The sequence below is a fragment of the Isoptericola halotolerans genome, assembly GCF_013149785.1.
GTDB classification, from domain to species: domain Bacteria; phylum Actinomycetota; class Actinomycetes; order Actinomycetales; family Cellulomonadaceae; genus Isoptericola; species Isoptericola halotolerans.
In genome coordinates this window covers 299,741-321,819 of record NZ_JABEZU010000002.1, presented here as the reverse complement: position 1 = coordinate 321,819, position 22,079 = coordinate 299,741, and the positions used below count along the sequence as shown (strand labels likewise).

Sequence of the window (22,079 nt, the reverse complement as noted above, 5' to 3'; positions counted from 1 at the left end):
CGCGAGACCTACAGGCCTTGTTCACGATCGCGCCGGTGCAGGTCAGCCGTTCGTGCCGTCGAGGCGCCGTGCGCTGCGAGCCCGCTGGCGGGTGGCGCGCATGCGTCGCAACCGCTTCACGAGCATGGGGTCGTGCTCCAGCGCCGCCGGACTGTCGATCAGTGCGTTGAGCACCTGGTAGTAGCGGGTGGCCGACATGTCGAAGAGCTCGCGCACCGCCTGCTCCTTGGAGCCGGCGTACTTCCACCACTGCTTCTCGAAGGCGAGGATCTCGCGGTCCCTGTCGGTCAGCGCACCGGGTTCGGTGGCCGACGACGGGGCCTCCGTCGTGGTGTCGATGTCCTGGACCAGCATCTCGCTCATAGCGGCCAGTATGGGGCACCTGGGGCATCCTCCCGGGCATCTGTCGCCGCGCGTCGCGGGTGCGCTAGCGTCGCGGTCGTGGACTCCTCGACGACGGCCCGACCGGCACTCGACACCGTGATGGCGCCCGACTGGGCAGCGGCCCTGGCGGACGTCGCGCCGCAGGTCCACGCGATGGGCGACTTCCTGCGGGCCGAGGTCGCCGCCGGGCGCACCTACCTCCCGGCTCCCGGGGACGTCTTCGCGGCGTTCCGACGCCCCCTCGCGGACGTCCGGGTGCTCGTCGTGGGCCAGGACCCGTACCCCACGCCCGGCCATCCCATGGGGCTGTCGTTCTCGGTGCAGCCGGACGTCCGCCCGATCCCCAAGTCCCTGGCGAACATCTACACGGAGCTCGCGGACGACGTCGGCGCTCCCCCGCCGTCGTCGGGCGACCTGAGCCCGTGGGCCGACCAGGGCGTGATGCTGCTCAACCGGGTGCTCACCGTGCGTCCGGGCGAGCCGGCGTCGCACCGCGGCAAGGGGTGGGAGCAGGTGACCGAGGCCGCCATCAAGACGCTCGTGGCGCGCGGCGGCCCGCTGGTGGCGATCCTGTGGGGTCGGGACGCCGCGTCGCTGAAGCCCTGGCTGGGCGCGACCCCGACGGTGGAGTCCGCCCATCCCAGCCCACTGGCGGCCTACCGCGGGTTCTTCGGGTCCAGGCCGTTCTCCCGCGTCAACGCGCTCCTCGACCAGCAGGGTGCAGCACCCGTCGACTGGCGCCTGCCCTGAGCGACGGGTGCAGAATGGCCGGGTGACCTCGCCCTCCCCCGCACCTGACGCCACCCCGCACTGGTCCCGGTACGTCGCGATCGGCGACTCGTTCTCCGAAGGCCTGTGGGACCCGTACCCCCGGACGGACGGCACACCGGTGACGCCCGGCACGGAGTCCGAGGGGGTCCAGCGCGGCTGGGCCGACCGCCTCGCCGACCACCTGGCCGAGCGCCGTGGCGACGCTCCGTTCGAGTACGCCAACCTGGCGATCCGGGGCCGCAAGCTGCGGCAGATCGTCACCGAGCAGGTGTCCTCCGCGCTCGCGATGGAGCCGGACCTGGTGTCGCTGGTCGGCGGGGGCAACGACATCCTGCGGCCGCACGCCGACGTGCACGCGTTGTCCACCGTGCTCGAGCGAGCGGTCGCGCAGATCCGCGGGACGGGGGCCGACGTCCTGCTGGCGACCGGCTTCCGCACGGAGGGGGCGCTGAACTGGACGCAGGGGCGCGTGGGCGTCTACAACGCGAACATCTGGTCGATCGCGCGGCGCCACGGCGCCCACGTGCTGGACACCTGGGGGCTGCACAGCCTGCAGGACTGGCGGATGTGGTCCGACGACCGCATCCACCTCACCGACGAGGGCCACCGCCGCATCGCCAACGCCGCGCTCGTGGGGCTCGGACTCGCCCCGGACGACCCGGCGTACGACGACCCGCTGGACGCCGCGCCGTCGGTGCGACTGCGACAGCGGCTCCGCGAGGACGCGCAGTGGGCGCGGACGCACGTCGCACCCTGGGTCCGACGGCGGATCACCGGTACGTCCAGCGGTGACGGCCGGCCGGCCAAGTGGACGGAGCCGAAGGCGTGGCCGCCGTCCGAGCGCTGACGGGCGGGGCGTCGCTCCCGACCACGGTGCTGTGGGCGCGATCTCTGGCCACGAGATCGTCCCGAGAGGGACGAGTCGGGCCAGAGATCGCGCCCACAACGGAGAGTGGAGCCGCCTGTCGGATTCGAACCGACGACCTTCCGTTTACAAGACGGGAGCTCTACCAGCTGAGCTAAGGCGGCGAGGGCGGGGACCAGCCTACCGCGCGGGCGGTGGCCGGTCCCCGGCCGTTCCCCAGGGCACGTCAGCCCTCGGCAGGCTCCTCCTCGGCGGCCTCGCCGCCCTGGACGGCCGCGAGCAGCGCGCCAGGCTGGTTCCAGCCCTCGAAGCGCTCGCCGTCGACGAGGATGGTCGGCGTCCCGAAACCTCCGCCGGAGTTGGCCAACGACGGGTCCGCCGTCGCGTCGTTGGTCAGGGAGTACACGTACTGCCCGAACGTGGCCCGGGCGGTGCCGTCCGCGATCCCGGCAGCGACGTCGGCGTCGGCCCCGGCCTCCTCGGCGAGGGCGGCCAGCTCGTCGTCGTCGAGGCCCGGCGAGTTCTCGCTCGGCTGGTTGACGAACAGCGCCTCGTTGAACGCGTAGAAGGCGGCCGGCGCCTGGTCGGCCACCCAGTAGGCGGCCGAGGCCGCGCGCGTCGAGTAGTCGGTGTTGTTCGACAGCCGGTCGAGGATCGACACCGGGTGGAACACGACCGTGGCGTCGCCGGAGGTGAGCAGCTCCTCGACGTCGGCACCGTTGACCTGCTCGAACTGGCCGCACACGGGGCACATGTAGTCGAGGTACTCGTCCACCACGGTGGCCTCGGGGTTCTCGGTGCCCGCCACCAGGTCGGACCCGACCGGGATGCCGCCGCTCTCCAGTGCCGTCGACGGCACGTCGGAGACCTCCGCCAGCGGGATGTCGTCGACGCTCTTCTTCGCGCCCTCGTTGACGAGGATGAACGCTGCCACCGCGACCAGCGCCGCGATCGCGACACCGAGGCCGCCGAAGACGAGGATGCGGTTGCGGCGGTCGCGCGCCACCTGCTTCTGCTGCAGCGCGAGCGCCTCGAGGCGCGCCTCCTCGCGGAGCTGCGCCTTGTTCTTGTTCGACATCTCGGTAGAGGTCCTTCGGTTCGTGGGGTCCGGAGCGACAGATCTCCGCGCGTCAGCCTACCCGTGCGGACGCGTCGGACCGCGCGACCATAGCGATGGATGCTGGGAGGAACCTGGGCGTCCCTCAGAGGAACGCGGGCGGCCCACCCATCGGCCACCACTCGATCGGGTGCGGGTCCCCGGTGAGCTGTCCGTACAGCACCCAGGACCCGATCAGGCACAGCGCCACCACGACGGCCGCGCCGACCAGGCCCGGCGCCAGGTTGTCGAGGATCGTCCGGGCGCCGTCGCGCGCCGTCCGGCCCGCCGGTCCGAACCAGGTCGCCACGACCGCCGCGACCATCGCCGCCATGAGCACCAGGCCGAAGACGATCGGAGCGTTGCGACCGCCGACGGAACGCGACTCGACGTCCGTCAGCGGGGCGACGATGAGGTTGCCGTCGCCGAACAGCCAGTAGCCCCCCATGATCGCGAGCAGCCCGACACAGCCTCCCACCAGCGCCGCGGGGATGATGCCGAGCGCACCGATCACCGCGTGGTAGGGGAACAGCAGCGTCGCCATCAGGCCGTCCGACCGACGCACCCCGTGACGCTCGCGCCGCTCATGGAACCGGTGACCCGCCGTCCCCACGATGCGGCAGAGCACCGTGACGCCGCAGAAGACACCGAAGGCGATCAGCGGGTAGAACGCCGCCAGCACCACGAAGGGCACGCCGAGCGCCAGCACCGTCCCCCACCGTCGCGGGTGGCGCGGGGCCACGTACGGACCGGAGGGCACCTCCGGGACCGGCTCCGGTGCGACGTCGAGCTCGTCGTAGCTGCGGTAGCGCAGGTCGCCGACGGGAACGGCCTGGGTGACGCCGTCGTGGGCGAGCGCACGCTCACGGTCGTCGGCCGTCATCGTCTGCGCGGTGTCCTGCGGGTCCGGCGGCGGCACCGGAGGACCCAGGACGGCGGTCTCGTCGCCTGCCGGCACCCTCGGCACGACCTCCGTCCGGTCCATCGCGCCCGGAGCGTCGTCGCTCGACGACCCCGAGACCGCCGTGTCCGCCCCGGACCCGGACGACGCCCCGGCACCGGCAGCTCCCGCGAGGGCCGCCGTCGCGGCGCCGGCGGCGACCACGATGCGCTGGGTGGCCTGCGGGTCGGCCGGCACCCCCACGACGTCGTGCGCACCGTCCTCGAGGTCGCGGCGGAGCGCGCGGACGACGTCGGTGGGGCCCCAGCGCCGGGCCGGATCGGCGTGCAGCGCACCTGCCAGCGCCCGGCCGGTGCGGGCCGGGACACCCACCAGGTCGGCCCGGCCCTCCCGGGAGCGGCGGAGCACGAGGTCGGTGGGGCGCACGCCGAACGGCGACCGGCCGGTCGCCGCGAAGGCGAGCAGCGCCCCCCAGCTCCACCAGTCGGTCTCGGGCACGGGATCGCCGCCGTCGAGCAGCTCGGGGGCGATGTAGCCCGGTGTACCCATCACGAACCCGGTCATGGTCGTGCGGGCGTCCTCCGGGCTGTGCGCGATGCCGAAGTCGATGAGCGAGGGCCCGGCTCCCGTGACCATGACGTTCGACGGTTTGAGGTCTCGGTGCACCACGCCGGCGGCGTGCACCGACTCCAGCGCGTCGGCGAGCTGGTCGGCCAGGGAGAACAGGTCGGCGACGTCCAGCGGTCCGCGGGCGTCGACCTCCTCCTCGAGGGTGAGGCCCTCGACGAGCTCGGTGACGACGAACGCGTGCGGTCCCTCGAACTCCGCGTCGAGCACCTGCGCCACGGCGGGGTGCCGCAGCCGCTGCAGCGCGGCGACCTCACGGCGCAGCCGCTGGCGGCCCGCGGGGTTGGCGTCCACATGGGCGTGCAGCACCTTGAGCGCCACCCGCTGCCCTCCGCCGTCGACCGCCTCGTAGACCGCCCCCATCGCCCCCCGGCCGAGCAGGGAGACCACCGAGTAGCCTCCGACGTCCGCCCCCGCCGGGAGCGCCCCGTCGGCTCCGGACGCGGGGGCACCCGTCGTCATCACCTGCGCCTCGTCGCCCTCACCCATGGGCCACACCGTAGCGCCGCAGCGGGGTTCCGCGCGCTCGCGAGGGCGCGGAACCGAGACGTGTCGGCCGTGCCCCGCCGGGCTTCGCGCGCACCCGGCACGCGCGGTCGGTAAGGTTCGCCCTGGGCGTCTGGCCACCCCGTCAAGGCAGTGCGGGGAGCCACCAACCTTGGGAGAGAACAACCGTTGACAGGTCAAGGATCGGTACACAGCTCCACCGGCGGCCAGGGGTACGACCTGGTCGTCGTCGCCAACAGGCTCCCGGTCGACTTCTCCGTCGACGACGACGGCGCGGTCGACTGGCAGCGCTCTCCCGGCGGGCTCGTCTCGGCGCTCGAACCGGTCATGCAAGAGAACGAGGGCGCCTGGGTGGGCTGGTCGGGAGCACCCGACCTGGCGCACGAGCCGTTCGAGGCCGACGGCATGATGCTGGTGCCCGTCACCCTCTCCGCGAGCGAGATCCGCAAGTACTACGAGGGCTTCTCCAACGACACCCTGTGGCCGCTGTACCACGACGTGATCGCCCCGCCCGCCTACCACCGGCAGTGGTGGGACGCCTACCGGCGGGTCAACCAGCGCTTCGCGGAAGCGGCTGCCGCCCAGGCGGCCCCCGGCGCCGTCGTCTGGGTGCACGACTACCAGCTCCAGCTCGTCCCGAAGATGCTGCGGGAGCTGCGCCCAGACCTGCGCATCGGGTTCTTCGACCACATCCCGTTCCCCCCGGTCGAGCTGTTCCAGCAGCTCCCGTGGCGCCGGAACATCCTCGAGGGGCTCCTCGGTGCGGACCTCATCGGGTTCCAGCGCGGCGGCGACGCCTCCAACTTCGTGCGCGCCGTGCGGCGCCTCACGGACCACCCGACGCGCGGGTCGGTGGTCTCCATGGAGGACGCCGACGGGAACCCCGGCCGGCGCGTGCGGGCGGCGGCGTTCCCCATCTCCATCGACACCCAGCGCTTCGACGACCTGGCGCGCAGCCCCGAGGTCCAGGCCCGGGCCAAGGAGATCCGCGCCGACCTCGGCGACCCGGACGTCGTCATGCTCGGTGTCGACCGGCTGGACTACACCAAGGGCATCCGGCACCGGATCAAGGCGTACGGCGAGATCCTCCAGGACGGCCGGATCGACGCGGCGCACACCACGCTGGTCCAGGTGGCCAGCCCCTCGCGCGAGAACGTCGGCGCGTACCAGGAGCTGCGCGAGCACGTCGAGATCCTCGTCGGGCGCCTCAACGGGGAGTTCGGCGAGATCGGGCACTCGGCGATCCACTACCTCCACCACTCCTACCCTCCCGAGGAGATGGCGGCCCTCTACCTCGCGGCGGACGTCATGCTCGTGACGTCGCTGCGGGACGGCATGAACCTGGTCGCCAAGGAGTACATCGCCGCCCGCTCCGACCTGGACGGGGTGCTCGTCCTGAGCGAGTTCACCGGTGCCGCCGACGAGCTGGCCCCCGGCCCCCTGCTCGTCAACCCGCACGACATCGACGGGATGAAGGACACGATCGTGGCGGCCGCGCACCTGGACCCGAAGGAGAAGCGGCGCCGGATGCGCCGGCTGCGCCGCAAGGTCATGGGCGACGACGTCGCGAAGTGGTCGAAGAGCTTCCTCGGCGTGCTCACCGCGATGCCCTCCCGGGACACGCATGTCTGAGGTGCTCGACGACGCCCTGCGCACCGCTCTGACCGCCTTCGCCACCGACGACGGCGCGGCGCTGCTCGTCGCCCTCGACTTCGACGGCGTGCTCGCCCCGCTCGTGGACGACCCCGCGGCGTCGCGCATGACGGCGGGAGCGCGAGCCGCCGTCGACCGGATCGGTGCACTGGCTGCCGCGCACGGGACGAACGTGCGGCTGGCCTTCGTCTCCGGCCGCGACCTCGACGACCTCGCGCTGCTGGCCGAACCGCCCGCGGGCGCGTACGTCGTCGGCAGCCACGGCGCGCAGACCGGCCGGGCCACGCCCGACGGCCTGGACTCGGTCCCTCTGACCCTCACCGACGAGCAGGCCACGACCCTGGGCGAGCTGACCGCCGCGCTCGACGAGGCCGTCGCCGGCCGTCCGGGCGCCTGGGTGCAGCGCAAGCCGAGCGCCGCCGTCCTGCACACCCGCCAGGCCGGTCCCGAGGACACCGCGGCGGCCGTGGCGGCGGCCGACGCAGCGGCCACCCGGCTCGGGCTGGAGGCGATGCACGGCAAGGACGTCGTCGAGACCGCCGTGCTGCACACGTCCAAGGGCGAAGCGCTGGGGCGGTTGCGGCGCGTCGTGGCCGAGGATCTCGCCGCACCGGCCGTGCGGGTGCTGTACGCGGGCGACGACACCACCGACGAGAAGGCCTTCGCGGTGCTCGGCGACGGGGACGTGACCGTCAAGGTCGGTCCCGGGGAGACGCTCGCGGACCAGCGGGTCACGGACCCGGAGGCCGTGGCCGCCCTCCTGGGACGGCTCGCGGACCTCATCGAGGGTGACGCAGGATCGTGACCTGGGTCATGGCGTGATCCCCGTCACGGCCATGTAGTATCGAGCAGCGCCACCCGCCGGAACGGTCCGGCACCCGTGCGCGAACAACAGAATGTGTCACCGCTGACACGCCAGTCGTGAACGCAAGACACCCGACCACAACGGATCGTCCGGCACGTACCTGCCGGTGGAGGGAATCACCATGGCTTCGGTCACCTACGACCACGCGACGCGCATCTACCCGGGCACTGAGCGCCCCGCCGTCGACCAGCTCAACCTCGAGGTGGAGGACGGCGAGTTCCTCGTCCTCGTCGGCCCCTCGGGCTGCGGTAAGTCGACCTCCCTGCGCATGCTCGCGGGTCTCGAGGACGTCAACGGCGGGCACATCTACATCGGTGACCGCGACGTCACCGACGTGCAGCCCAAGGACCGCGACATCGCGATGGTCTTCCAGAACTACGCGCTCTACCCGCACATGTCCGTCGCGGACAACATGGGCTTCGCGCTGAAGATCTCCGGCACGCCGAAGGCGGAGATCCGCCAGCGCGTGGAGGAGGCCGCGAAGATCCTCGACCTCACCGAGTACCTCGACCGCAAGCCGAAGGCCCTCTCCGGTGGTCAGCGTCAGCGTGTCGCCATGGGCCGCGCCATCGTGCGTCAGCCGCAGGTGTTCCTCATGGACGAGCCGCTGTCCAACCTGGACGCCAAGCTGCGTGTCCAGACGCGTACGCAGATCGCCTCGCTGCAGCGCCGCCTCGGCGTCACGACGGTCTACGTCACCCACGACCAGACCGAGGCCCTCACGATGGGTGACCGCATCGCGGTCCTCAAGGACGGTCTGCTGCAGCAGGTCGGCACCCCCCGCGAGATGTACGACACCCCGTCGAACGTCTTCGTCGCGGGCTTCATCGGCTCCCCCGCCATGAACGTCGGTACCTTCGACGTCAAGGACGGCAAGGCCGTCGTCGGCCACGCCGCGGTCCCGCTGGAGCGCGACGTCGTCAGCCAGCTCACGGACGCCGACAACGGCAAGATCACCGTCGGCTTCCGCCCCGAGGCGCTCGACGTGGTGTCCTCCGCGGTGCCCGACGCCCTCCAGGTCGAGGTCAACCTCGTCGAGGAGCTCGGCTCCGACGCGTTCGTCTACGGCTCGCTGAAGACCGACGGCGCCGCGGGCGAGCTGCACTCCGGCTCCTCCGACCAGGTCATCGTGCGCATCGACCCGCGCGACGTCCCGATGAAGGGTGACACGGTCTACGTCACCATCAAGCCGGGCAAGTCGCACGTGTTCTCCGCCTCCACGGGCGCCCGTCTCTGACCGACGGCACCACGCGACAGGCGTGACGGGGGCGGGTCCGGCGTCGGCCGGGCCCGCCCCCGTCGTCGTCTACGCTGACACCGATGGAACAGCTGCAGATCACCTCGGCGACGCCGAACTCGGCGCTTCTCGACCTCCCCTGGCGGCAGCCGCTCGCCGGATGGCCCGCCGACGTGCTGGCTGCGCTGCCTCGCGGCATCTCCCGGCACGTGGTGCGGTTCGTGCGCCTCGACGGCCGGGTGCTGGCGATCAAGGAGACCAGCGAGTCGATCGCCTTCCGCGAGTACGAGATGCTGCGTCAGCTGCGCAAGCTGGAGGTGCCCTCGGTCAAGCCCGTGGGCGTCGTCACCGGCCGGCTCTCGGACACCGGCGAGCCCCTCGAGGCCGCGCTGATCACCGAGCACCTCGCGTTCTCCCTGCCGTACCGCTCCGTCTTCAGCCAGGCCCTGCGGGACGAGACCGCCAACCGGCTCATCGACGCCCTCGCCGTGCTGCTCGTCCGCCTGCACCTGACGGGGTTCTTCTGGGGCGACGTCTCGCTGTCGAACACCCTGTTCCGTCGCGACGCCAACCAGTTCGCGGCCTACCTGGTCGACGCCGAGACCGGCGCCCTGCACCGCGAGCTGACCCCCGGTCAGCGCGACTACGACCTCGAGCTCGCCCGGGTCAACATCATCGGTGAGCTCATGGACCTCGCCGCGGGCGAGCTGCTCGACGACGAGGTCGACGAGATCGGGATCGGCAACTCCCTCGTCGAGCGGTACACCGAGCTCTGGGAGGCCCTCACCGGGGTCGAGGCCTTCCACACCGACGAGCGGTGGCGGATCGCCGCCCGCATCGACCAGCTCAACGAGCTCGGTTTCGACGTCGGCGAACTGTCCATCACCACCGACATCGACGGCACCACGGTCCAGATCCAGCCCCAGGTCGTCGACGCCGGGCACCACTCACGGCGCCTGCTCAAGCTCACCGGGCTGGACGTCCAGGACAACCAGGCGCGACGTCTGCTCAACGACCTCGACTCCTACCAGGCCGCGACCGAGCGCCAGGAGGAGGACGAGCAGCTCGTCGCGCACGACTGGCTGCAGAACGTCTTCCACCCGACCATCCGCGCCGTCCCGCGAGAGCTGCGCCGCAAGCTCGAGCCCGCCCAGCTCTACCACGAGATCCTCGACCACCGCTGGTTCATCTCCGAGCGGGCGCAGCGCGACGTGCCGATGCCCGAGACGGTCGCCTCGTACGTCGAGAACGTGCTCCAGCACCGTCCTGACGAGAAGGCGATCCTCGGCCTCGCGCCCGGCGACGAGCCCGAGGCCGGGCCCGAGGCGGACTACTTCCACTACGCCGCGGCGGACCCGGACGACGACCCGGCGGGCTGACCCCACCGCGCCGGATCGTGCGTCACCCCCGCTACCGCGAGGTGCGGGCCTGGGCGACCTCGTAGAGCGCGATCCCCGCGGCCACACCGGCGTTGAGCGACTCCACGGACGAGGCGATCGGGATGGACGCGACGGCGTCGCACGTCTCGCGGACCAGCCGCGACAGGCCCTTGCCCTCGGACCCGACGACGATCACCAGGGGGTCCGTGGCGAAGGCGAGCTCGCGCACCGCGGTGTCGCCCCCGGCGTCGAGACCCACGACGAAGACGCCGGACTTCTTGAGCTCGGTCAGCGTCCTCGCCAGGTTCGTCTCCTTGGCGACCGGCACCCGAGCCGCCGCCCCGGCCGACACCTTCCAGGCCGACGCCGTCATGGAGGCCGAGCGTCGCGAGGGCACCAGCACGCCGTGCGCCCCGAACGCCCCGGCCGACCGCAGCACCGCACCGAGGTTGCGCGGGTCCGTCACGGAGTCGAGGGCCACGATCAGCGGCGGCTCGTCCGCCTCGGCGGCGGCGTCGAGGAGGTCGTCGACCGACGCGTACTCGTACGGCGGCACCTCCAGCGCCACGCCCTGGTGCACGGAGCCCTCGGTGAGCTGGTCGAGCGCACCCCTCGAGGACTCCAGGAGCCGGGCTCCGCGCATCGACGCGAGCTCGAGGATCTCGCGGGTGCGGTCGTCGTGGTCGATGCGGTCGGCGATGTGCACCGCGGTCACCGGCGCCTGCGTGCGCAGGGCCTCCAGGACGGCGTTGCGGCCCGCCACGACCTCGGCGCCACCGGTGGCCTTGCGCGTCCCGCGGGCGACACCCTTGCGGGCGCCCTGGGCGCTCTGCGAGGCCTGGCGCTTCTCGGCGGCGACCTTCTTCTTGTGCGCGGGGTGGTAGGTGCGGTCCTCGGCCTTCGGCGTCGGTCCCTTGCCCTGCAGAGCCTTGCGGCTGTGACCGCCGGTGCCGACCTGCGCACCCTTCTTGGTGCCTTCCTTGCGCTTCGCGCCCGGTCGCTGCGAGTTGCCCGCCATCAGTTCTCCTCGGCTGTGGACAGCGTCCATCGGGCGCCGTCGGGTGAGTCCTGCACGACGACGCCGGCCGCCGCGAGGCGGTCCCGGATCGCGTCGCTGGTCGCCCAGTCCTTCGCCGCACGTGCGGCGGCCCGGGCGTCGAGCTCGGCACGCACGACGGCGTCCAGCGCGTCGGCGACCTTCGTGTCGGTGGTGTCGACCCACTGGGGGTCGGCCGGGTCCAGGCCCAGCACGTCCAGCATGCCCCGCAGCGCGACGAGCGCGGCTCGCGCGCCGTCGTCGTCCGCGTCGGCGAGCGCCGTGTTGCCGGCGCGCAACGTCTCGTGCACGACGGCGAGCGCGGCGGGGACGTTGAGGTCGTCGTCCATGGCAGCCGCGAAGGCCTGCGGGAGGATCGCGCCGGCGGCCTCCGCCCGGGACACGTCACCGACCCGCTCGGTGGCGCGGCCGACGAACCCGCGCAGCCGCTCCCAGGTGGCGCGGGCCTCGTCCAGGGTGTCGGGACCCCACTCCAGCATGGAGCGGTACTGGACGGCTGCCAGGGCGTACCGGACCACGGGGGCGGGCGCCTTGGCGAGCAGCTCCTCCACGAGCAGCCCGTTGCCGAGGGACTTGCTCATCTTGACGCCCTGCTGCGTCACCCAGGCCGAGTGCATCCACCGGTCGGCGAACCCGTAGCCGGCCGCCCGGGACTGGGCCTGCTCGTTCTCGTGGTGCGGGAAGCGCAGGTCGAGCCCGCCGCCGTGGATGTCGAACGACTCACCCAGGTAGCGGTGCGCCATCGCCGAGCACTCGAGGTGCCAGCCCGGCCGGCCCCGGCCGTACGGGGTGTCCCAGGCCGCGGTCCCCGGCTCGCCGGGGCGCGCGGCCTTCCACAGCGCGAAGTCGTGCGGGTCGCGCTTCTCCGTCGCGACGGCGTCGTCGGTGGACTCGGGGTTGAGGTCCTCGAGACGTTGCGACGTCAGCTCGCCGTACGAGGGCCAGGAACGGACGTCGAACCACACGTTGCCGGGCCCCGTGGCGTAGGCGTGGCCGCGCTCGACGAGACGCTCCATGAGGTCGACCATCTGCGGCACGTGCTGGGTGGCACGCGGTTCGTAGGTGGGTGCCAGGACGCCCAGCGCGTCGTACGCGGCGGTGAACGCCCGCTCGTAGACGGCGGCGTGCGCCCACCACTCGACCCCGGCCGCGGAGGCCTTGGCGAGGATCTTGTCGTCGATGTCCGTGATGTTGCGGATGAGCGTGACGTCCAGCCCCTGGCGCAGCAGCCAGCGCCGCAGCACGTCGAAGGCGACGGCCGGGCGCAGGTGGCCCACGTGGGGGGACGACTGGACGGTGGCGCCGCACAGGTAGATGCCGACCTTGCCCGGGGTGCGCGGGACGAGCTCGCGCACGGCGCGCGTGGCAGTGTCATACAGGTGCAAGGTCACCGGTCCAGGGTACCGGCCACGTGTCAGCCGAACGTGCGACCCTCACCGCGATAGGTCGGCACCGTGTCGACGACCTCGTCGCCGCGCACCAGCAGCACGGCGGCGAACCGTTCCATCAGCTCGCCGGCCTTGGCGTGGCGGAACCACACCCGGTCCCCGACCTGCAGGGGCCGTCCCTCGCGCCGTCGCCGCAGCGGGGTCTGCACCTCGCCGGTCGCCTCGCGCCGGGTCAGCGACCAGCCGGGGGTGACCAGCCGCGGCAGGCGCGACGGTCCGGCCGGGCCGGAGGCGACGTACCCGCCGCCGAACGCCGTCGCCCAGCCGGGCCCCGGGGTGCGCACCACGTCCAGCCCGAAGAAGGCCGCGGGCCGCTGCGTCACGCTGCGCATCCCGTCGAAGGTCCCCGGCACGAACAACCCGGACCCGGACGTCACCTCGGTGACCCCGGCTCCCGCCGCAGAGGTCTCCAGCGACCCGGTCCCGCCGGCGTTGACGAGCTCGACGTCCTGCCTGACGGCGGTACGCACCGCCGCGAGGATTCTGCGGCGGCGACGGTCGACGTCGGGCACGGACAACGCCTTGACCACCCGGACCGCCGGGGTGTCGGGCAGCCCCGCGACCTGCGCCTCGTAGAACATCAGCCCGCGCAGGCGCAGGCCGTCCGTCCCGGCGACCCTGGCCGCGAGCGCCGCCACCTGCTCCGGAGCGCGCAGCGGCGATCGGCGGGTGCCGAGGTGGAGAACGCCCAGCCGCAGCGAGGAGTCCACGTCCAGGCAGACCGCGACCTCCGGCCCGCCGCCGGGACCCGCCAGGGCGGCCTGCACGAGGGCGAGCTGGGCGACGTCGTCGACCATCAGCGTGATCTCGCGGCGGGCCTCCGGGTCGGCCGCGAGCCGGGCGAGCGCGCCGGTGTCGACCGTGGGGTACCCGAGGAGCACGTCGCGCACTCCGGTGCCGACGAGCCACAGCGCCTCGTCCAGGCTGTAGGCCATCACCCCGGCGAACCCCGCACCCAGGGCACGCTCGACGAGCGAGCGCACCCGCACGGACTTGGCGGCGACCCGCACCGGGGTGCCGCCGGCCCGCCGGAGCAGGCCTGCCGCGTTGGCGTCGAACATGTCGAGGTCGACCACGGCGAGCGGCGCGGGCAGACCCCGCGTGGCGCGGGTCAGCCGATCGGTCACGGTCATGCGGGCACGCTACACCGGGGACGTTGCAGCGACGTGGCAGAGTGTGCGCCGTGACGTTCACCACCTGGGGGCGGACCTTCACCGCCGAGCCGGCGCGCCGTGCGACGCCGCGCGACGAGCCGGAGCTGTGCGCACAGGTCGCCCGGGCCGCGCAGGACGGCCTGGCGGTGCGGACGGTGGGAGCCGGGCACTCCTTCACGGACGCAGCCGTCACCGACGGGCTGCTGCTGAGTCTCGACCACCTCCGTGGGCTGGAGTCGGTGCAGCGGCTGCCGTCGGGTGACGCCCTGGTGACGGTCGGGGCCGGTACCCGCCTGGCCGAGCTGAACCGGTTGCTGGCGGTGCAGGGACTGGCCCTGCGCAACCTCGGTGACATCGACCGGCAGTCCGTCGCCGGCGCGATCTCCACCGGCACGCACGGCACCGGCGCGAGGCTGGGCGGGCTGGCGACGCAGGTGCGCGGCGTGCGTCTCGTCCTGCCCGACGGCACGGTGCGGTCGGTGTCCGACGCCGACCCGGCCGGCTCGCCGGAACGGGCGCTGTTCGAGGTCGCTCGCCTCGGCCTCGGCTCGGTCGGGGTGCTCACGGCCGTGACCCTGGAGGTGGTCCCGGCGTACCTGCTGCGCTCGACGGAGACCGTCCGTCCGTGGCGTGCGGTGGTGGACGGCTACGACGAGCTGGTCGCGCGGCACGAGCGGGTGGACGCCTACTGGTTCCCCGGCACCGACCGGATGCTCACCTGGTGCAACGACCCGCTGGACCGGGACGAGGCGGCGGCGCACGCGCAGCGCCAGGAGGGCGCGGCCGGGGCCCTGCGACGCCTCGGCGCGGCCGGACGGACCCTCCTCGACGAGGAGGTGCTGGCCAACGGGGTCCTCGGGGCTGCGATGCACGTGGCGGCCGCGGCGCCACGATGGGTGCCGCGGATCAACCGGATCAGTGCCTCGGCACTGAGCGACCGCAGCTACGTGGCACCGTCGGACCGGGTGCTCGTGACTCGTCGCCGGGTGCGCTTCGTGGAGATGGAGTACGCCGTGCCGCGGTCGGAGCTCGCGGGCGTGCTGACGGAGCTGGCCGCCTGGCTGCGCTCCTCCGGCGAGCCGGTGCCGTTCCCGGTCGAGGTGAGGTGCGCCGCGGCGGACGACGTGTGGCTGTCGACGGCGCGTGGCCGGGACACGGCGTACGTGGCGGTGCACCAGTACCACCGGATGCCTCGGGAGCGGTACTTCGCGGCCGCGGAGGAGATCTTCGTCGCCGCCGGCGGGCGGCCGCACTGGGGCAAGCTGCACACCCGCACCGCGGACGACCTGGCGGCGCACTACCCGCTGGCGGACGTGGCGGGGGTGCGGGCCGTCGTCGACCCGGACGGCGTGTTCCGCAACGCCTACACCGAACGCGTCCTCGGCCCCTAGCGTTGTGGGCGTGATTTCTGGCCCGTTTTGCCCGGTTAAAAGGACAAGATGGGCCAGAAATCACGCCCACAACGTTCAGGTGGGGACGACCAGAGCGGTCGCGATCGCGGCGACGCCCTCGCCGCGCCCGGTGAGACCCAGCCCGTCGGACGTCGTCGCGCTCAAGGACACCGGTGCCCCGGCCGCCTCGGAGAGAGCGGCCTCGGCCTCGGACCGGCGCGGGCCGACCTTGGGCCGGTTCCCGACCACCTGCACCGCGACGTTCCCGATCTCGAAACCTGCGGCCCGCACACGCTGCGCCGCCTCGGCCAGCAGGACGACGCCGCTCGCACCCGCCCACTGCGGCTCGCCCGTGCCGAAGTGGGATCCCAGGTCGCCGATCCCGGCGGCGGAGAACAACGCGTCCGCCGCCGCGTGCGCCGCGACGTCGGCGTCCGAGTGGCCGGCCAGCCCTCGCTCCCCCGGCCAGTGCAACCCGCCGAGCCACAGCCCGCGGTCAGTGCCCTCGGGGGCGAAGGCGTGGACGTCGACACCGATGCCGGTGCGGGGCAGGGGGGTCATCGCTCCCCCTGCAGCAGGGTGGCGAGCACGAGGTCGCGCTCGGTGGTGATCTTGGACGCCGCGACGTCGCCGGCCACGACGTGCACGGGCATCCCGAGCGCCTCGACCAGTCCGGCGTCGTCCGTGGCGGCCAGGTGCTCGGCCGCAGCCCGGGCGGCCCCGTCGGCGTGGGCGCGCTGCAGCAGTTCCCGGTCGAAGCCCTGCGGCGTCTGCACCGCGCGCAGCACGCTGCGGTCGGGGGTGTCCACGACGCGCTCGATCCCGGCCGACCCGGTGACGACCTCACCGGCGGGGCTGCTGCCGTCGGGCGCGACGCGCTTGATGGTGTCCGTCACGGGCAGGCCGGGGACGACGGCGCCGTGCCCTGACCGGACCGCGCTCACGACCCGCTCCACGAGGGACGACGGCGCGAACGGGCGGGCGGCGTCGTGGACCAGGACGACGTCGGCGTCCGGCGGGACGAGGCGCAGACCGGCGGCGACGGACGCCTGACGGGTCCCGCCGCCGTCCACCACCTGCACATCGAGCGGGAGCGGACCGACGGCGGCCCGCAGCTGCGCGCTGCGCCCGGCCGGAGCCGTGATCACGAGGGCGTCGACGACGCCGGACGCGGCCAGGGCGCGGGCAGCGTGCGCGACGAGCGGCGTCCCGTCGATCTCGACGAGAGCCTTGGGGACGTCACGGCCCAGCCGCGTACCGGAACCGGCGGCGGTGAGGATCGCGAACGTCGTCAGGAGGCGAGCACCTCGTCGATGATGGCGCCGGCCTTCTCCTCGTCGACACCTTCGGCGAGGGCGACCTCGGACTCGAGGATCTGGCGAGCCTTGGCCAGCATGCGCTTCTCCCCGGCGCTGAGGCCGCGGTCCGCGTCACGGCGCGAGAGGTCACGGACGACCTCACCGACCTTGATCACGTCGCCGGACGCCAGCTTCTCGAGGTTCGCCTTGTACCGCCGCGACCAGTTGGTCGGCTCCTCGGTGTACGGGGCGCGCAGGACGTCGAAGACCTTGTCGAGCCCTTCCTGGTCGACCACGTCGCGCACGCCGACGAGGTCGACGTTCTCCGCCGGGACCTCGATCGTCAGATCGCCCTGGGCGACCTTGAGCTTGAGGTACATCTTCTCTTCACCACGGATCTTGCGCGTCTTGACCTCTTCGATCAGCGCGGCGCCGTGGTGCGGGTAGACAACCGTCTCGCCTACTGTGAACGTCATCTGTAGATGTCCCCTTTCCCAGTGGACGAGTCTATCACGGTGCAGCCTTCGACCCGGCGCGCCGACCACGGCGATCGGGGCCCAAGCATCCGCATCGATGCAGGTCAGAGGCTCGCGCGGCACGCTGGTGGATGTCGGCGACCGGCCCCCGGTAGGATGGCGCAGGGCTCGCTGCCCCTCCCATGACCTCACTGCGTGCCCAGACCGGTGCCCGAGACCCGAGCACGCACACCCAGCCGAAGGAGAGCACGTGGCCCGCTCCGCCCGTCCTGCCCGACCCACCCTCGCCGTCGCGGGCGCCGCCGCCGGAGCGCTGCTGCTGGGCGCGTGCGCACCCCTCACGACACAGCTTCCCTACGCCCCGTCCGACGGCTCCCGGGTCGACCTCGAGGGGGTCGACGCCCGGGGCGTCAACCTCATGGTCGTCTCCGCCGCGGAGGGCGAGCAGGGGACGCTCCTGGGCGCGCTCGCCAACTCCACGCCCGACGACGTCGAGTTCGTCCTCGAGACGCCCGGGAACGACGCCGTGAGCATCCGTGTCGGGGCCAGGGAGACCGTCTACCTCGGCACCGAGGACGGCGAGCAGGCCATGCTCGGCACCGTCGCCACCATCCCCGGCGGCAACCTCGAGGCGACGCTGAGCGCCGCCGGTGCGAGCGAGGACTTCTACCTGCCCGTGCTCGACGGCACCCTGCCGGAGTACGTGGACTACCTGCCGTGAGCCGGTCCGGCCACGGCCGGACCGACGACGACGAACGCCCCCTCCGCTCGAGCGGAGGGGGCGTTCGTCGTCGTGGCGCTGAACCGGGGGCTGTCAGCCGAAGCGGCCCGAGACGTAGTCCTCGGTCGACTTCTCCGCCGGCGAGGAGAAGATCGTCGACGTGTCGTCCATCTCGATGAGCTTGCCGGGCTTGCCCGTGCCCGCGATGTTGAAGAACGCCGTCCGGTCGCTCACGCGGGCCGCCTGCTGCATGTTGTGCGTGACGATGACGATGGTGTACTCGCTCTTCAGCTCACCGATCAGGTCCTCGATCGCGAGCGTCGAGATCGGGTCCAGGGCCGAGCACGGCTCGTCCATGAGGAGCACCTGGGGCTTGACCGCGATGGCCCGCGCGATGCACAGCCGCTGCTGCTGACCGCCGGACAGGCCCGACCCCGGCCTCTCGAGCCGGTCCTTGACCTCGTTCCACAGGTTCGCCCCGCGCAGCGAGGACTCGACGAGGTCGTCGGCGTCGGGCTTCGAGATGCGCTTGTTGTTGAGCTTGACGCCCGCCAGCACGTTGTCCCGGATCGACATGGTGGGGAAGGGGTTCGGGCGCTGGAACACCATGCCGACGTTGCGCCGGACGGCGACCGGGTCGACGTCGCTGCCGTAGAGGTCGACGCCCTCGAGCTCGACCTTCCCCTCCACCCGGGCCCCCGGGATCACCTCGTGCATCCGGTTGAGGGTGCGCAGGTACGTCGACTTCCCGCAGCCGGACGGGCCGATGAGGGCGGTCACGGACTTCGGCTCGATCGTCATCGCGACGTCCTGCACGGCGAGGAAGTCGCCGTAGTAGATGTTGAGGTCCTTGACCTCGATGCGCTGTGCCATCGTTACTTCCTTCGTGTGAGCTGCGGCTGATCGGCAGGTCTGCGCGTCAGCGCAGCTTCGGGGAGAACCATCGGTTCACCAGTCGGCCGACGAGGTTGAGGAGCAGGACGATCCCGATCAGCACGAGCGCGGCTCCCCACGCGTTCTGGAACGCGATGTCCGCCACGCACGACGCCGACTCGCCGGCGGGGCACGGTGCGTACCCCTGGTGGTACTGCCGGTAGCTGAAGACCGGCAGCGTCATCATGCGGCCGTCGAACGGGTTGAAGTTGATCGAGTCCGTGACGCCGACCGTGACCAGCAGGGGCGCGGTCTCGCCGATCACGCGGGCCACGGAGAGCAGCACGCCCGTGGTCAGGCCGGCCACCGAGGTGCGCAGCACCACCTTGACGATGGTCAGCCACTTCGGCACGCCGAGGGCGTAGGAGGCCTCGCGCAGCTCGTTGGGCACGAGCTTGAGCATCTCCTCGCAGGAGCGGACCACGACCGGGATCATCAGCACCGAGAGCGCGACGGCGCCCATCATGCCCATCTGTGCGCTCGGCCCGAGGAACAGGGCGAACAGGGAGAAGGCGAAGAGACCGGCGACGATCGAGGGGATGCCCGTCATGACGTCCACGAAGAACGTCACCGACCGCGCCAGCCAGCCCTTGCCGTACTCGACGAGGTAGATGGCGGTGAGGATCCCGACCGGCACCGAGATCGCGGCGGCGATCCCCGTGATGATGAGCGTTCCCATGATCGCGTGGTAGATGCCCCCGCCGGGGTCGCCGCCGAAGATGTTGCGCGTCGACAGGGTCAGGAAGTCGATGCTCATCCGGCCGATGCCCTCGGTGGTCACCGTCCACAGCAACCAGACCAGCGGGACCATCGCCAGCGCGAAGGCGCACCAGATCAGCACCTGCATGGCGCGGTCCGTGCGCCGGCGTCCCGAGTCGGCGGTCGTGAGCAGGGCGCGTGTGCGCTCCGTGGCGTCGGAGGTGGTCGTGCTTGCGGTCGCGGCACTCATCAGTTGGCCCCCGAGAATTCCTTGCGGCGCGCGACGATCCAGCGCGCGGTCATGTTGACGGCCAGCGTGATGACGAACAGCACGAGCCCGGCCGCGATCAGCGTGTTGATGCCGAGGCCGGTGGACTCCGGGAAGTCCGCCGCGATGTAGGCGGCGATCGTCTGGTGCTGGCCCGCGGCGAGGATGTCCAGGCTGTAGCTGAACCCGGGCGAGATGATCATGAGCACGGCCATCGTCTCGCCCAGCGCACGCCCGAGCCCGAGCATCGCCGCCGAGATCACGCCGGAGCGGCCGAACGGCAGCACGGCGGTCCGGACGACCTCCCACCGGGTGGCACCGAGGGCGAGCGCCGCCTCCTCGTGCAGCTTCGGCGTCTGGAGGAAGACCTCGCGCGAGACGGCGGTGATGATCGGCAGGATCATCACCGCGAGCACCACACCCACCGTGGCCATGGCCCGTCCGGTGGTGGAGGCCTGACCGCCGTAGAGGGGGATCCAGCTCAGGTTCTCGTTCAGCCAGAGCCAGAAGGGTGTGAGGACCGGCGCCAGGACGAGGAAGCCCCACAGGCCGTACACCACCGAGGGGATGGCGGCCAGCAGGTCGACGAGGTATCCCAGCACCTGCGACAGCCGCCGTGGCGAGTAGTGCGAGATGAACAGGGCGATACCGATCGCCACCGGCACCGCCAGGCACAGCGCGAGCACCGCGGCGAGCAGCGTGCCGAAGACCAGCGGGCCCACGTACCCCAGGAAGGACGTGTCCGCCGGGAACCGCGGGACCTCGGCGGCGAGCTCGTCGCCGCCCGCCGTGAGGGCCGGCCAGGCCTGCCACAGCAGGAACAGGGCCACCGCGGCCAGGACGACGAGGATCAGGACGCCGGCGCCGACGGCGATCCAGCGGAAGCCACGGTTGAAACCACGGTCGGACGACCGCCGTCGGCGGGCCGTGCGGGTGCCCGCTCGCGGCGGGCTGTCGGTGATGCTCACTCGGATTCCTCGCTCATGCTGGGTGCGCTGCTCTCTGCTCTTCGTCCGACGGAGGGGCCGGTGGCCGGGCGTCGCGCCTGGTAGGGCGTGCCGCCCGGCCTCCGGCCGGGACCGTGAGGGTCAGCCCGCGGAGATCGACTCGATGCCGGGCAGGATCGCCTCGCGGATCGTGTCGGACAGCGGGGCGGCGCCGGCGGCGTCGGCGGAGGCCTGCTGGCCCTCCTCGCTCACGACGTAGCCGAGGAAGCCCTTGACGAGCTCGGCGGTCTCCTCGTCCGGGTAGGACGTGCAGGCGAGCGAGTAGGAGACGAGCACGATCGGGTAGGTACCCGCGATGTCGCGCTCGAGCTCGATCGTGTAGACGTAGTCGCTGGTGCCCTCGGTGCGCGGCGACTGGGCCACGACCTCGGCGGCAGCCTCGGCCGAGTACGGCACGAACTCGCCGCCGACGCCGACCGCCACGGTCCCGAGGCCACCCACCTGGGAGGCGTCGGCGTAGGTGATGGTGCCCTGCCCGGCCTGGGCCGCGCCGACGACGCCCGAGGTGCCCTGCGCGGACTCCTGGCCGTCCACCGGCCACACGCCGGACGGCTCGGCCGTCCAGATGTCCGGGGCGACGGTGTGGAGGTACTCCTCGAAGTTCTCCGTGGTCCCCGACTCGTCGGAACGGTGCACCACCGTGATGGTGGTGCCGGGAAGCTCGACGTCCGGGTTGTCCGCGGCGATCGCCTCGTCGTCCCAGGAGGTGATCTCGCCGAGGAAGACGTTCGCGATGGTCTCCGGGGACATGTTCAGCGAGTCGACGCCGTCGAGGTTGAAGGCCACGGCCACCGGGCTCACGTAGCCGGGGAACTCGATGACGCCGCCCTCGCCGCACTGCGCCTCGGCGGCGGCGATCTCGTCCTCGTCCAGCGCGGCGTCCGAACCGGCGAACGCGTACGAGCCGTCACCGAAGCCGGTGCGACCGCCGCCGGAGCCCACCGGGTCGTAGTTCACGGTGGCGTCCGGGTTCGCCTGCTGGAAGCCGGCGCGCCAGGCGTTCATCGCGGCCTCCTGCGAGGAGGCGCCACCGCCCGAGAGGGTGCCGGAGATCGAGCCCATCTCCTCGCCGGAGTTCGTCTCCGACGACCCCGGGGCGTCCGTGTCCGAGGCGTTGCCCTCGGGCTCCGGGTCCGAGCCGCACGCGGCGAGGCTGAGGGCGAGCACGCCCACAGCGACGGCAGATCCGGCACGAGTGAATCGGCTGAGGTTCACGAGTCGTCCATCCTTCACGCATCTGGTGGCACCGGCGGCCGCCGGCGTCCGTCAGGAACGCTAGGGAGGCCAGGTGGACCGGTGACCAGGAGCAGGTGAACGACGAATGAACAGCCGACGGCAGGTT

Annotated in this window: 21 protein-coding genes and 1 tRNA gene; 8 read left to right on the top strand and 14 right to left on the bottom strand. The window is 72.4% G+C overall.

Annotation, left to right across the window (positions count from 1 at the left end):
* Nucleotides 1-42: 42 nt before the first annotated feature.
* Complete coding sequence (locus tag HDG69_RS09260) at nucleotides 43-354, bottom strand: DUF3263 domain-containing protein (protein WP_246256497.1); 312 nt, start codon at nucleotides 352-354, stop codon at nucleotides 43-45.
* Between the two features lie 129 nt (nucleotides 355-483).
* On the opposite strand from HDG69_RS09260, the gene HDG69_RS09255 reads away from it, so the two are divergent.
* A complete protein-coding gene (locus HDG69_RS09255) occupies nucleotides 484-1,134 on the top strand; it encodes a uracil-DNA glycosylase (protein WP_171784005.1) in 651 nt (216 codons plus the stop codon).
* A gap of 22 nt (nucleotides 1,135-1,156) precedes the next feature.
* Complete coding sequence (locus tag HDG69_RS09250) at nucleotides 1,157-2,002, top strand: SGNH/GDSL hydrolase family protein (RefSeq protein ID WP_343036354.1); 846 nt, start codon at nucleotides 1,157-1,159, stop codon at nucleotides 2,000-2,002.
* A 106-nt stretch (nucleotides 2,003-2,108) separates the two neighbouring features.
* Here HDG69_RS09250 and HDG69_RS09245 read toward each other — a convergent pair.
* The 3 genes from HDG69_RS09245 to HDG69_RS09235 all read right to left on the bottom strand — a co-directional run bounded on the left by HDG69_RS09245 (nucleotide 2,109) and on the right by HDG69_RS09235 (nucleotide 5,133).
* A tRNA-Thr gene (locus HDG69_RS09245) sits at nucleotides 2,109-2,184 on the bottom strand.
* 62 nt (nucleotides 2,185-2,246) lie between these two features.
* On the bottom strand, nucleotides 2,247-3,098 hold the full coding sequence (locus HDG69_RS09240) for a DsbA family protein (protein WP_171783503.1): 852 nt from the start codon (nucleotides 3,096-3,098) through the stop codon (nucleotides 2,247-2,249).
* Between the two features lie 124 nt (nucleotides 3,099-3,222).
* The gene (locus tag HDG69_RS09235) at nucleotides 3,223-5,133 is read right to left on the bottom strand and encodes a serine/threonine-protein kinase (RefSeq protein ID WP_171783502.1); all 1,911 of its coding nucleotides are present in this window, start codon (nucleotides 5,131-5,133) and stop codon (nucleotides 3,223-3,225) included.
* Nucleotides 5,134-5,319: 186 nt separating this feature from the next.
* Here HDG69_RS09235 and HDG69_RS09230 point away from each other — a divergent pair, with 186 nt between their 5' ends.
* The 4 genes from HDG69_RS09230 to HDG69_RS09215 all read left to right on the top strand — a co-directional run bounded on the left by HDG69_RS09230 (nucleotide 5,320) and on the right by HDG69_RS09215 (nucleotide 10,285).
* Nucleotides 5,320-6,783, top strand: coding sequence for an alpha,alpha-trehalose-phosphate synthase (UDP-forming) (locus tag HDG69_RS09230; RefSeq protein ID WP_171783501.1), 1,464 nt, complete (start codon nucleotides 5,320-5,322; stop codon nucleotides 6,781-6,783).
* Entirely contained in the window at nucleotides 6,776-7,609 is an 834-nt protein-coding gene (otsB, locus tag HDG69_RS09225; RefSeq protein WP_171783500.1) for a trehalose-phosphatase, read from the top strand. The genes HDG69_RS09230 and otsB overlap by 8 nt, the downstream gene beginning before the upstream one ends.
* Nucleotides 7,610-7,790: 181 nt before the next feature.
* Complete coding sequence (locus HDG69_RS09220; RefSeq protein WP_171783499.1) at nucleotides 7,791-8,906, top strand: ABC transporter ATP-binding protein; 1,116 nt, start codon at nucleotides 7,791-7,793, stop codon at nucleotides 8,904-8,906.
* 83 nt (nucleotides 8,907-8,989) lie between these two features.
* Nucleotides 8,990-10,285: a DUF4032 domain-containing protein gene (locus tag HDG69_RS09215; RefSeq protein WP_171783498.1), complete on the top strand. Its 1,296-nt coding sequence runs from the start codon at nucleotides 8,990-8,992 to the stop codon at nucleotides 10,283-10,285.
* A gap of 31 nt (nucleotides 10,286-10,316) precedes the next feature.
* Here the strand turns inward: HDG69_RS09215 and rlmB are convergent, their stop codons facing one another.
* From rlmB to HDG69_RS09200, 3 genes are read right to left on the bottom strand one after another with little or no spacing between them, the layout of a single operon-like run.
* Nucleotides 10,317-11,303: a 23S rRNA (guanosine(2251)-2'-O)-methyltransferase RlmB gene (rlmB, locus tag HDG69_RS09210; protein WP_171783497.1), complete on the bottom strand. Its 987-nt coding sequence runs from the start codon at nucleotides 11,301-11,303 to the stop codon at nucleotides 10,317-10,319.
* Nucleotides 11,303-12,733, bottom strand: a complete 1,431-nt coding sequence (gene cysS, locus HDG69_RS09205) for a cysteine--tRNA ligase (protein ID WP_171783496.1) — start codon at nucleotides 12,731-12,733, stop codon at nucleotides 11,303-11,305. Before cysS ends, rlmB begins: the two co-directional genes overlap by 1 nt.
* 23 nt (nucleotides 12,734-12,756) lie before the next feature.
* Nucleotides 12,757-13,923 (bottom strand): alanine racemase, encoded by a 1,167-nt coding sequence (locus HDG69_RS09200; protein WP_171783495.1) that lies wholly within the window; start codon nucleotides 13,921-13,923, stop codon nucleotides 12,757-12,759.
* Nucleotides 13,924-13,973: 50 nt separating this feature from the next.
* Between HDG69_RS09200 and HDG69_RS09195 the strand changes: the two genes are divergently transcribed.
* Nucleotides 13,974-15,335 (top strand): D-arabinono-1,4-lactone oxidase, encoded by a 1,362-nt coding sequence (locus HDG69_RS09195; protein ID WP_171783494.1) that lies wholly within the window; start codon nucleotides 13,974-13,976, stop codon nucleotides 15,333-15,335.
* Nucleotides 15,336-15,410: 75 nt separating this feature from the next.
* Here the strand turns inward: HDG69_RS09195 and ispF are convergent, their stop codons facing one another.
* The 3 genes from ispF to HDG69_RS09180 are packed head-to-tail and all read right to left on the bottom strand — an operon-like array spanning nucleotide 15,411 to nucleotide 17,109.
* Nucleotides 15,411-15,896, bottom strand: a complete 486-nt coding sequence (gene ispF, locus HDG69_RS09190) for a 2-C-methyl-D-erythritol 2,4-cyclodiphosphate synthase (protein WP_171783493.1) — start codon at nucleotides 15,894-15,896, stop codon at nucleotides 15,411-15,413.
* The gene (ispD, locus tag HDG69_RS09185; protein ID WP_343036405.1) at nucleotides 15,893-16,585 is read right to left on the bottom strand and encodes a 2-C-methyl-D-erythritol 4-phosphate cytidylyltransferase; all 693 of its coding nucleotides are present in this window, start codon (nucleotides 16,583-16,585) and stop codon (nucleotides 15,893-15,895) included. Before ispD ends, ispF begins: the two co-directional genes overlap by 4 nt.
* 41 nt (nucleotides 16,586-16,626) lie before the next feature.
* Nucleotides 16,627-17,109: a CarD family transcriptional regulator gene (locus HDG69_RS09180; protein WP_171783492.1), complete on the bottom strand. Its 483-nt coding sequence runs from the start codon at nucleotides 17,107-17,109 to the stop codon at nucleotides 16,627-16,629.
* Nucleotides 17,110-17,359: 250 nt separating this feature from the next.
* On the opposite strand from HDG69_RS09180, the gene HDG69_RS09175 reads away from it, so the two are divergent.
* Nucleotides 17,360-17,830, top strand: a complete 471-nt coding sequence (locus HDG69_RS09175; RefSeq protein WP_171783491.1) for a hypothetical protein — start codon at nucleotides 17,360-17,362, stop codon at nucleotides 17,828-17,830.
* Between the two features lie 93 nt (nucleotides 17,831-17,923).
* On the opposite strand, the gene pstB is transcribed toward HDG69_RS09175, so the two are convergent.
* The 4 genes from pstB to pstS all read right to left on the bottom strand — a co-directional run bounded on the left by pstB (nucleotide 17,924) and on the right by pstS (nucleotide 21,910).
* Complete coding sequence (gene pstB / locus HDG69_RS09170; protein WP_171783490.1) at nucleotides 17,924-18,703, bottom strand: phosphate ABC transporter ATP-binding protein PstB; 780 nt, start codon at nucleotides 18,701-18,703, stop codon at nucleotides 17,924-17,926.
* Between the two features lie 46 nt (nucleotides 18,704-18,749).
* Nucleotides 18,750-19,712, bottom strand: a complete 963-nt coding sequence (gene pstA, locus HDG69_RS09165) for a phosphate ABC transporter permease PstA (RefSeq protein ID WP_171783489.1) — start codon at nucleotides 19,710-19,712, stop codon at nucleotides 18,750-18,752.
* Nucleotides 19,712-20,698, bottom strand: a complete 987-nt coding sequence (pstC, locus tag HDG69_RS09160) for a phosphate ABC transporter permease subunit PstC (RefSeq protein WP_171783488.1) — start codon at nucleotides 20,696-20,698, stop codon at nucleotides 19,712-19,714. Before pstC ends, pstA begins: the two co-directional genes overlap by 1 nt.
* A gap of 120 nt (nucleotides 20,699-20,818) precedes the next feature.
* Complete coding sequence (gene pstS / locus HDG69_RS09155) at nucleotides 20,819-21,910, bottom strand: phosphate ABC transporter substrate-binding protein PstS (protein WP_425484028.1); 1,092 nt, start codon at nucleotides 21,908-21,910, stop codon at nucleotides 20,819-20,821.
* Nucleotides 21,911-22,079: the final 169 nt, after the last annotated feature.

Excerpts from the sequence above, each read along its gene's own strand:
- HDG69_RS09260 (WP_246256497.1), bottom strand. The coding sequence starts at position 354 with ATGCTGGTCCAGGACATCGACACCACGACGGAGGCCCCGTCGTCGGCC.
- HDG69_RS09255 (WP_171784005.1), top strand. The coding sequence starts at position 484 with ATGGCGCCCGACTGGGCAGCGGCCCTGGCGGACGTCGCGCCGCAGGTC.
- HDG69_RS09240 (WP_171783503.1), bottom strand. The coding sequence starts at position 3,098 with ATGTCGAACAAGAACAAGGCGCAGCTCCGCGAGGAGGCGCGCCTCGAG.
- HDG69_RS09235 (WP_171783502.1), bottom strand. The coding sequence starts at position 5,133 with ATGGGTGAGGGCGACGAGGCGCAGGTGATGACGACGGGTGCCCCCGCG.
- otsB (WP_171783500.1), top strand. The coding sequence starts at position 6,776 with ATGTCTGAGGTGCTCGACGACGCCCTGCGCACCGCTCTGACCGCCTTC.
- HDG69_RS09220 (WP_171783499.1), top strand. The coding sequence starts at position 7,791 with ATGGCTTCGGTCACCTACGACCACGCGACGCGCATCTACCCGGGCACT.
- HDG69_RS09215 (WP_171783498.1), top strand. The coding sequence starts at position 8,990 with ATGGAACAGCTGCAGATCACCTCGGCGACGCCGAACTCGGCGCTTCTC.
- rlmB (WP_171783497.1), bottom strand. The coding sequence starts at position 11,303 with ATGGCGGGCAACTCGCAGCGACCGGGCGCGAAGCGCAAGGAAGGCACC.
- HDG69_RS09200 (WP_171783495.1), bottom strand. The coding sequence starts at position 13,923 with ATGACCGTGACCGATCGGCTGACCCGCGCCACGCGGGGTCTGCCCGCG.
- ispF (WP_171783493.1), bottom strand. The coding sequence starts at position 15,896 with ATGACCCCCCTGCCCCGCACCGGCATCGGTGTCGACGTCCACGCCTTC.
- HDG69_RS09180 (WP_171783492.1), bottom strand. The coding sequence starts at position 17,109 with ATGACGTTCACAGTAGGCGAGACGGTTGTCTACCCGCACCACGGCGCC.
- pstB (WP_171783490.1), bottom strand. The coding sequence starts at position 18,703 with ATGGCACAGCGCATCGAGGTCAAGGACCTCAACATCTACTACGGCGAC.
- pstA (WP_171783489.1), bottom strand. The coding sequence starts at position 19,712 with ATGAGTGCCGCGACCGCAAGCACGACCACCTCCGACGCCACGGAGCGC.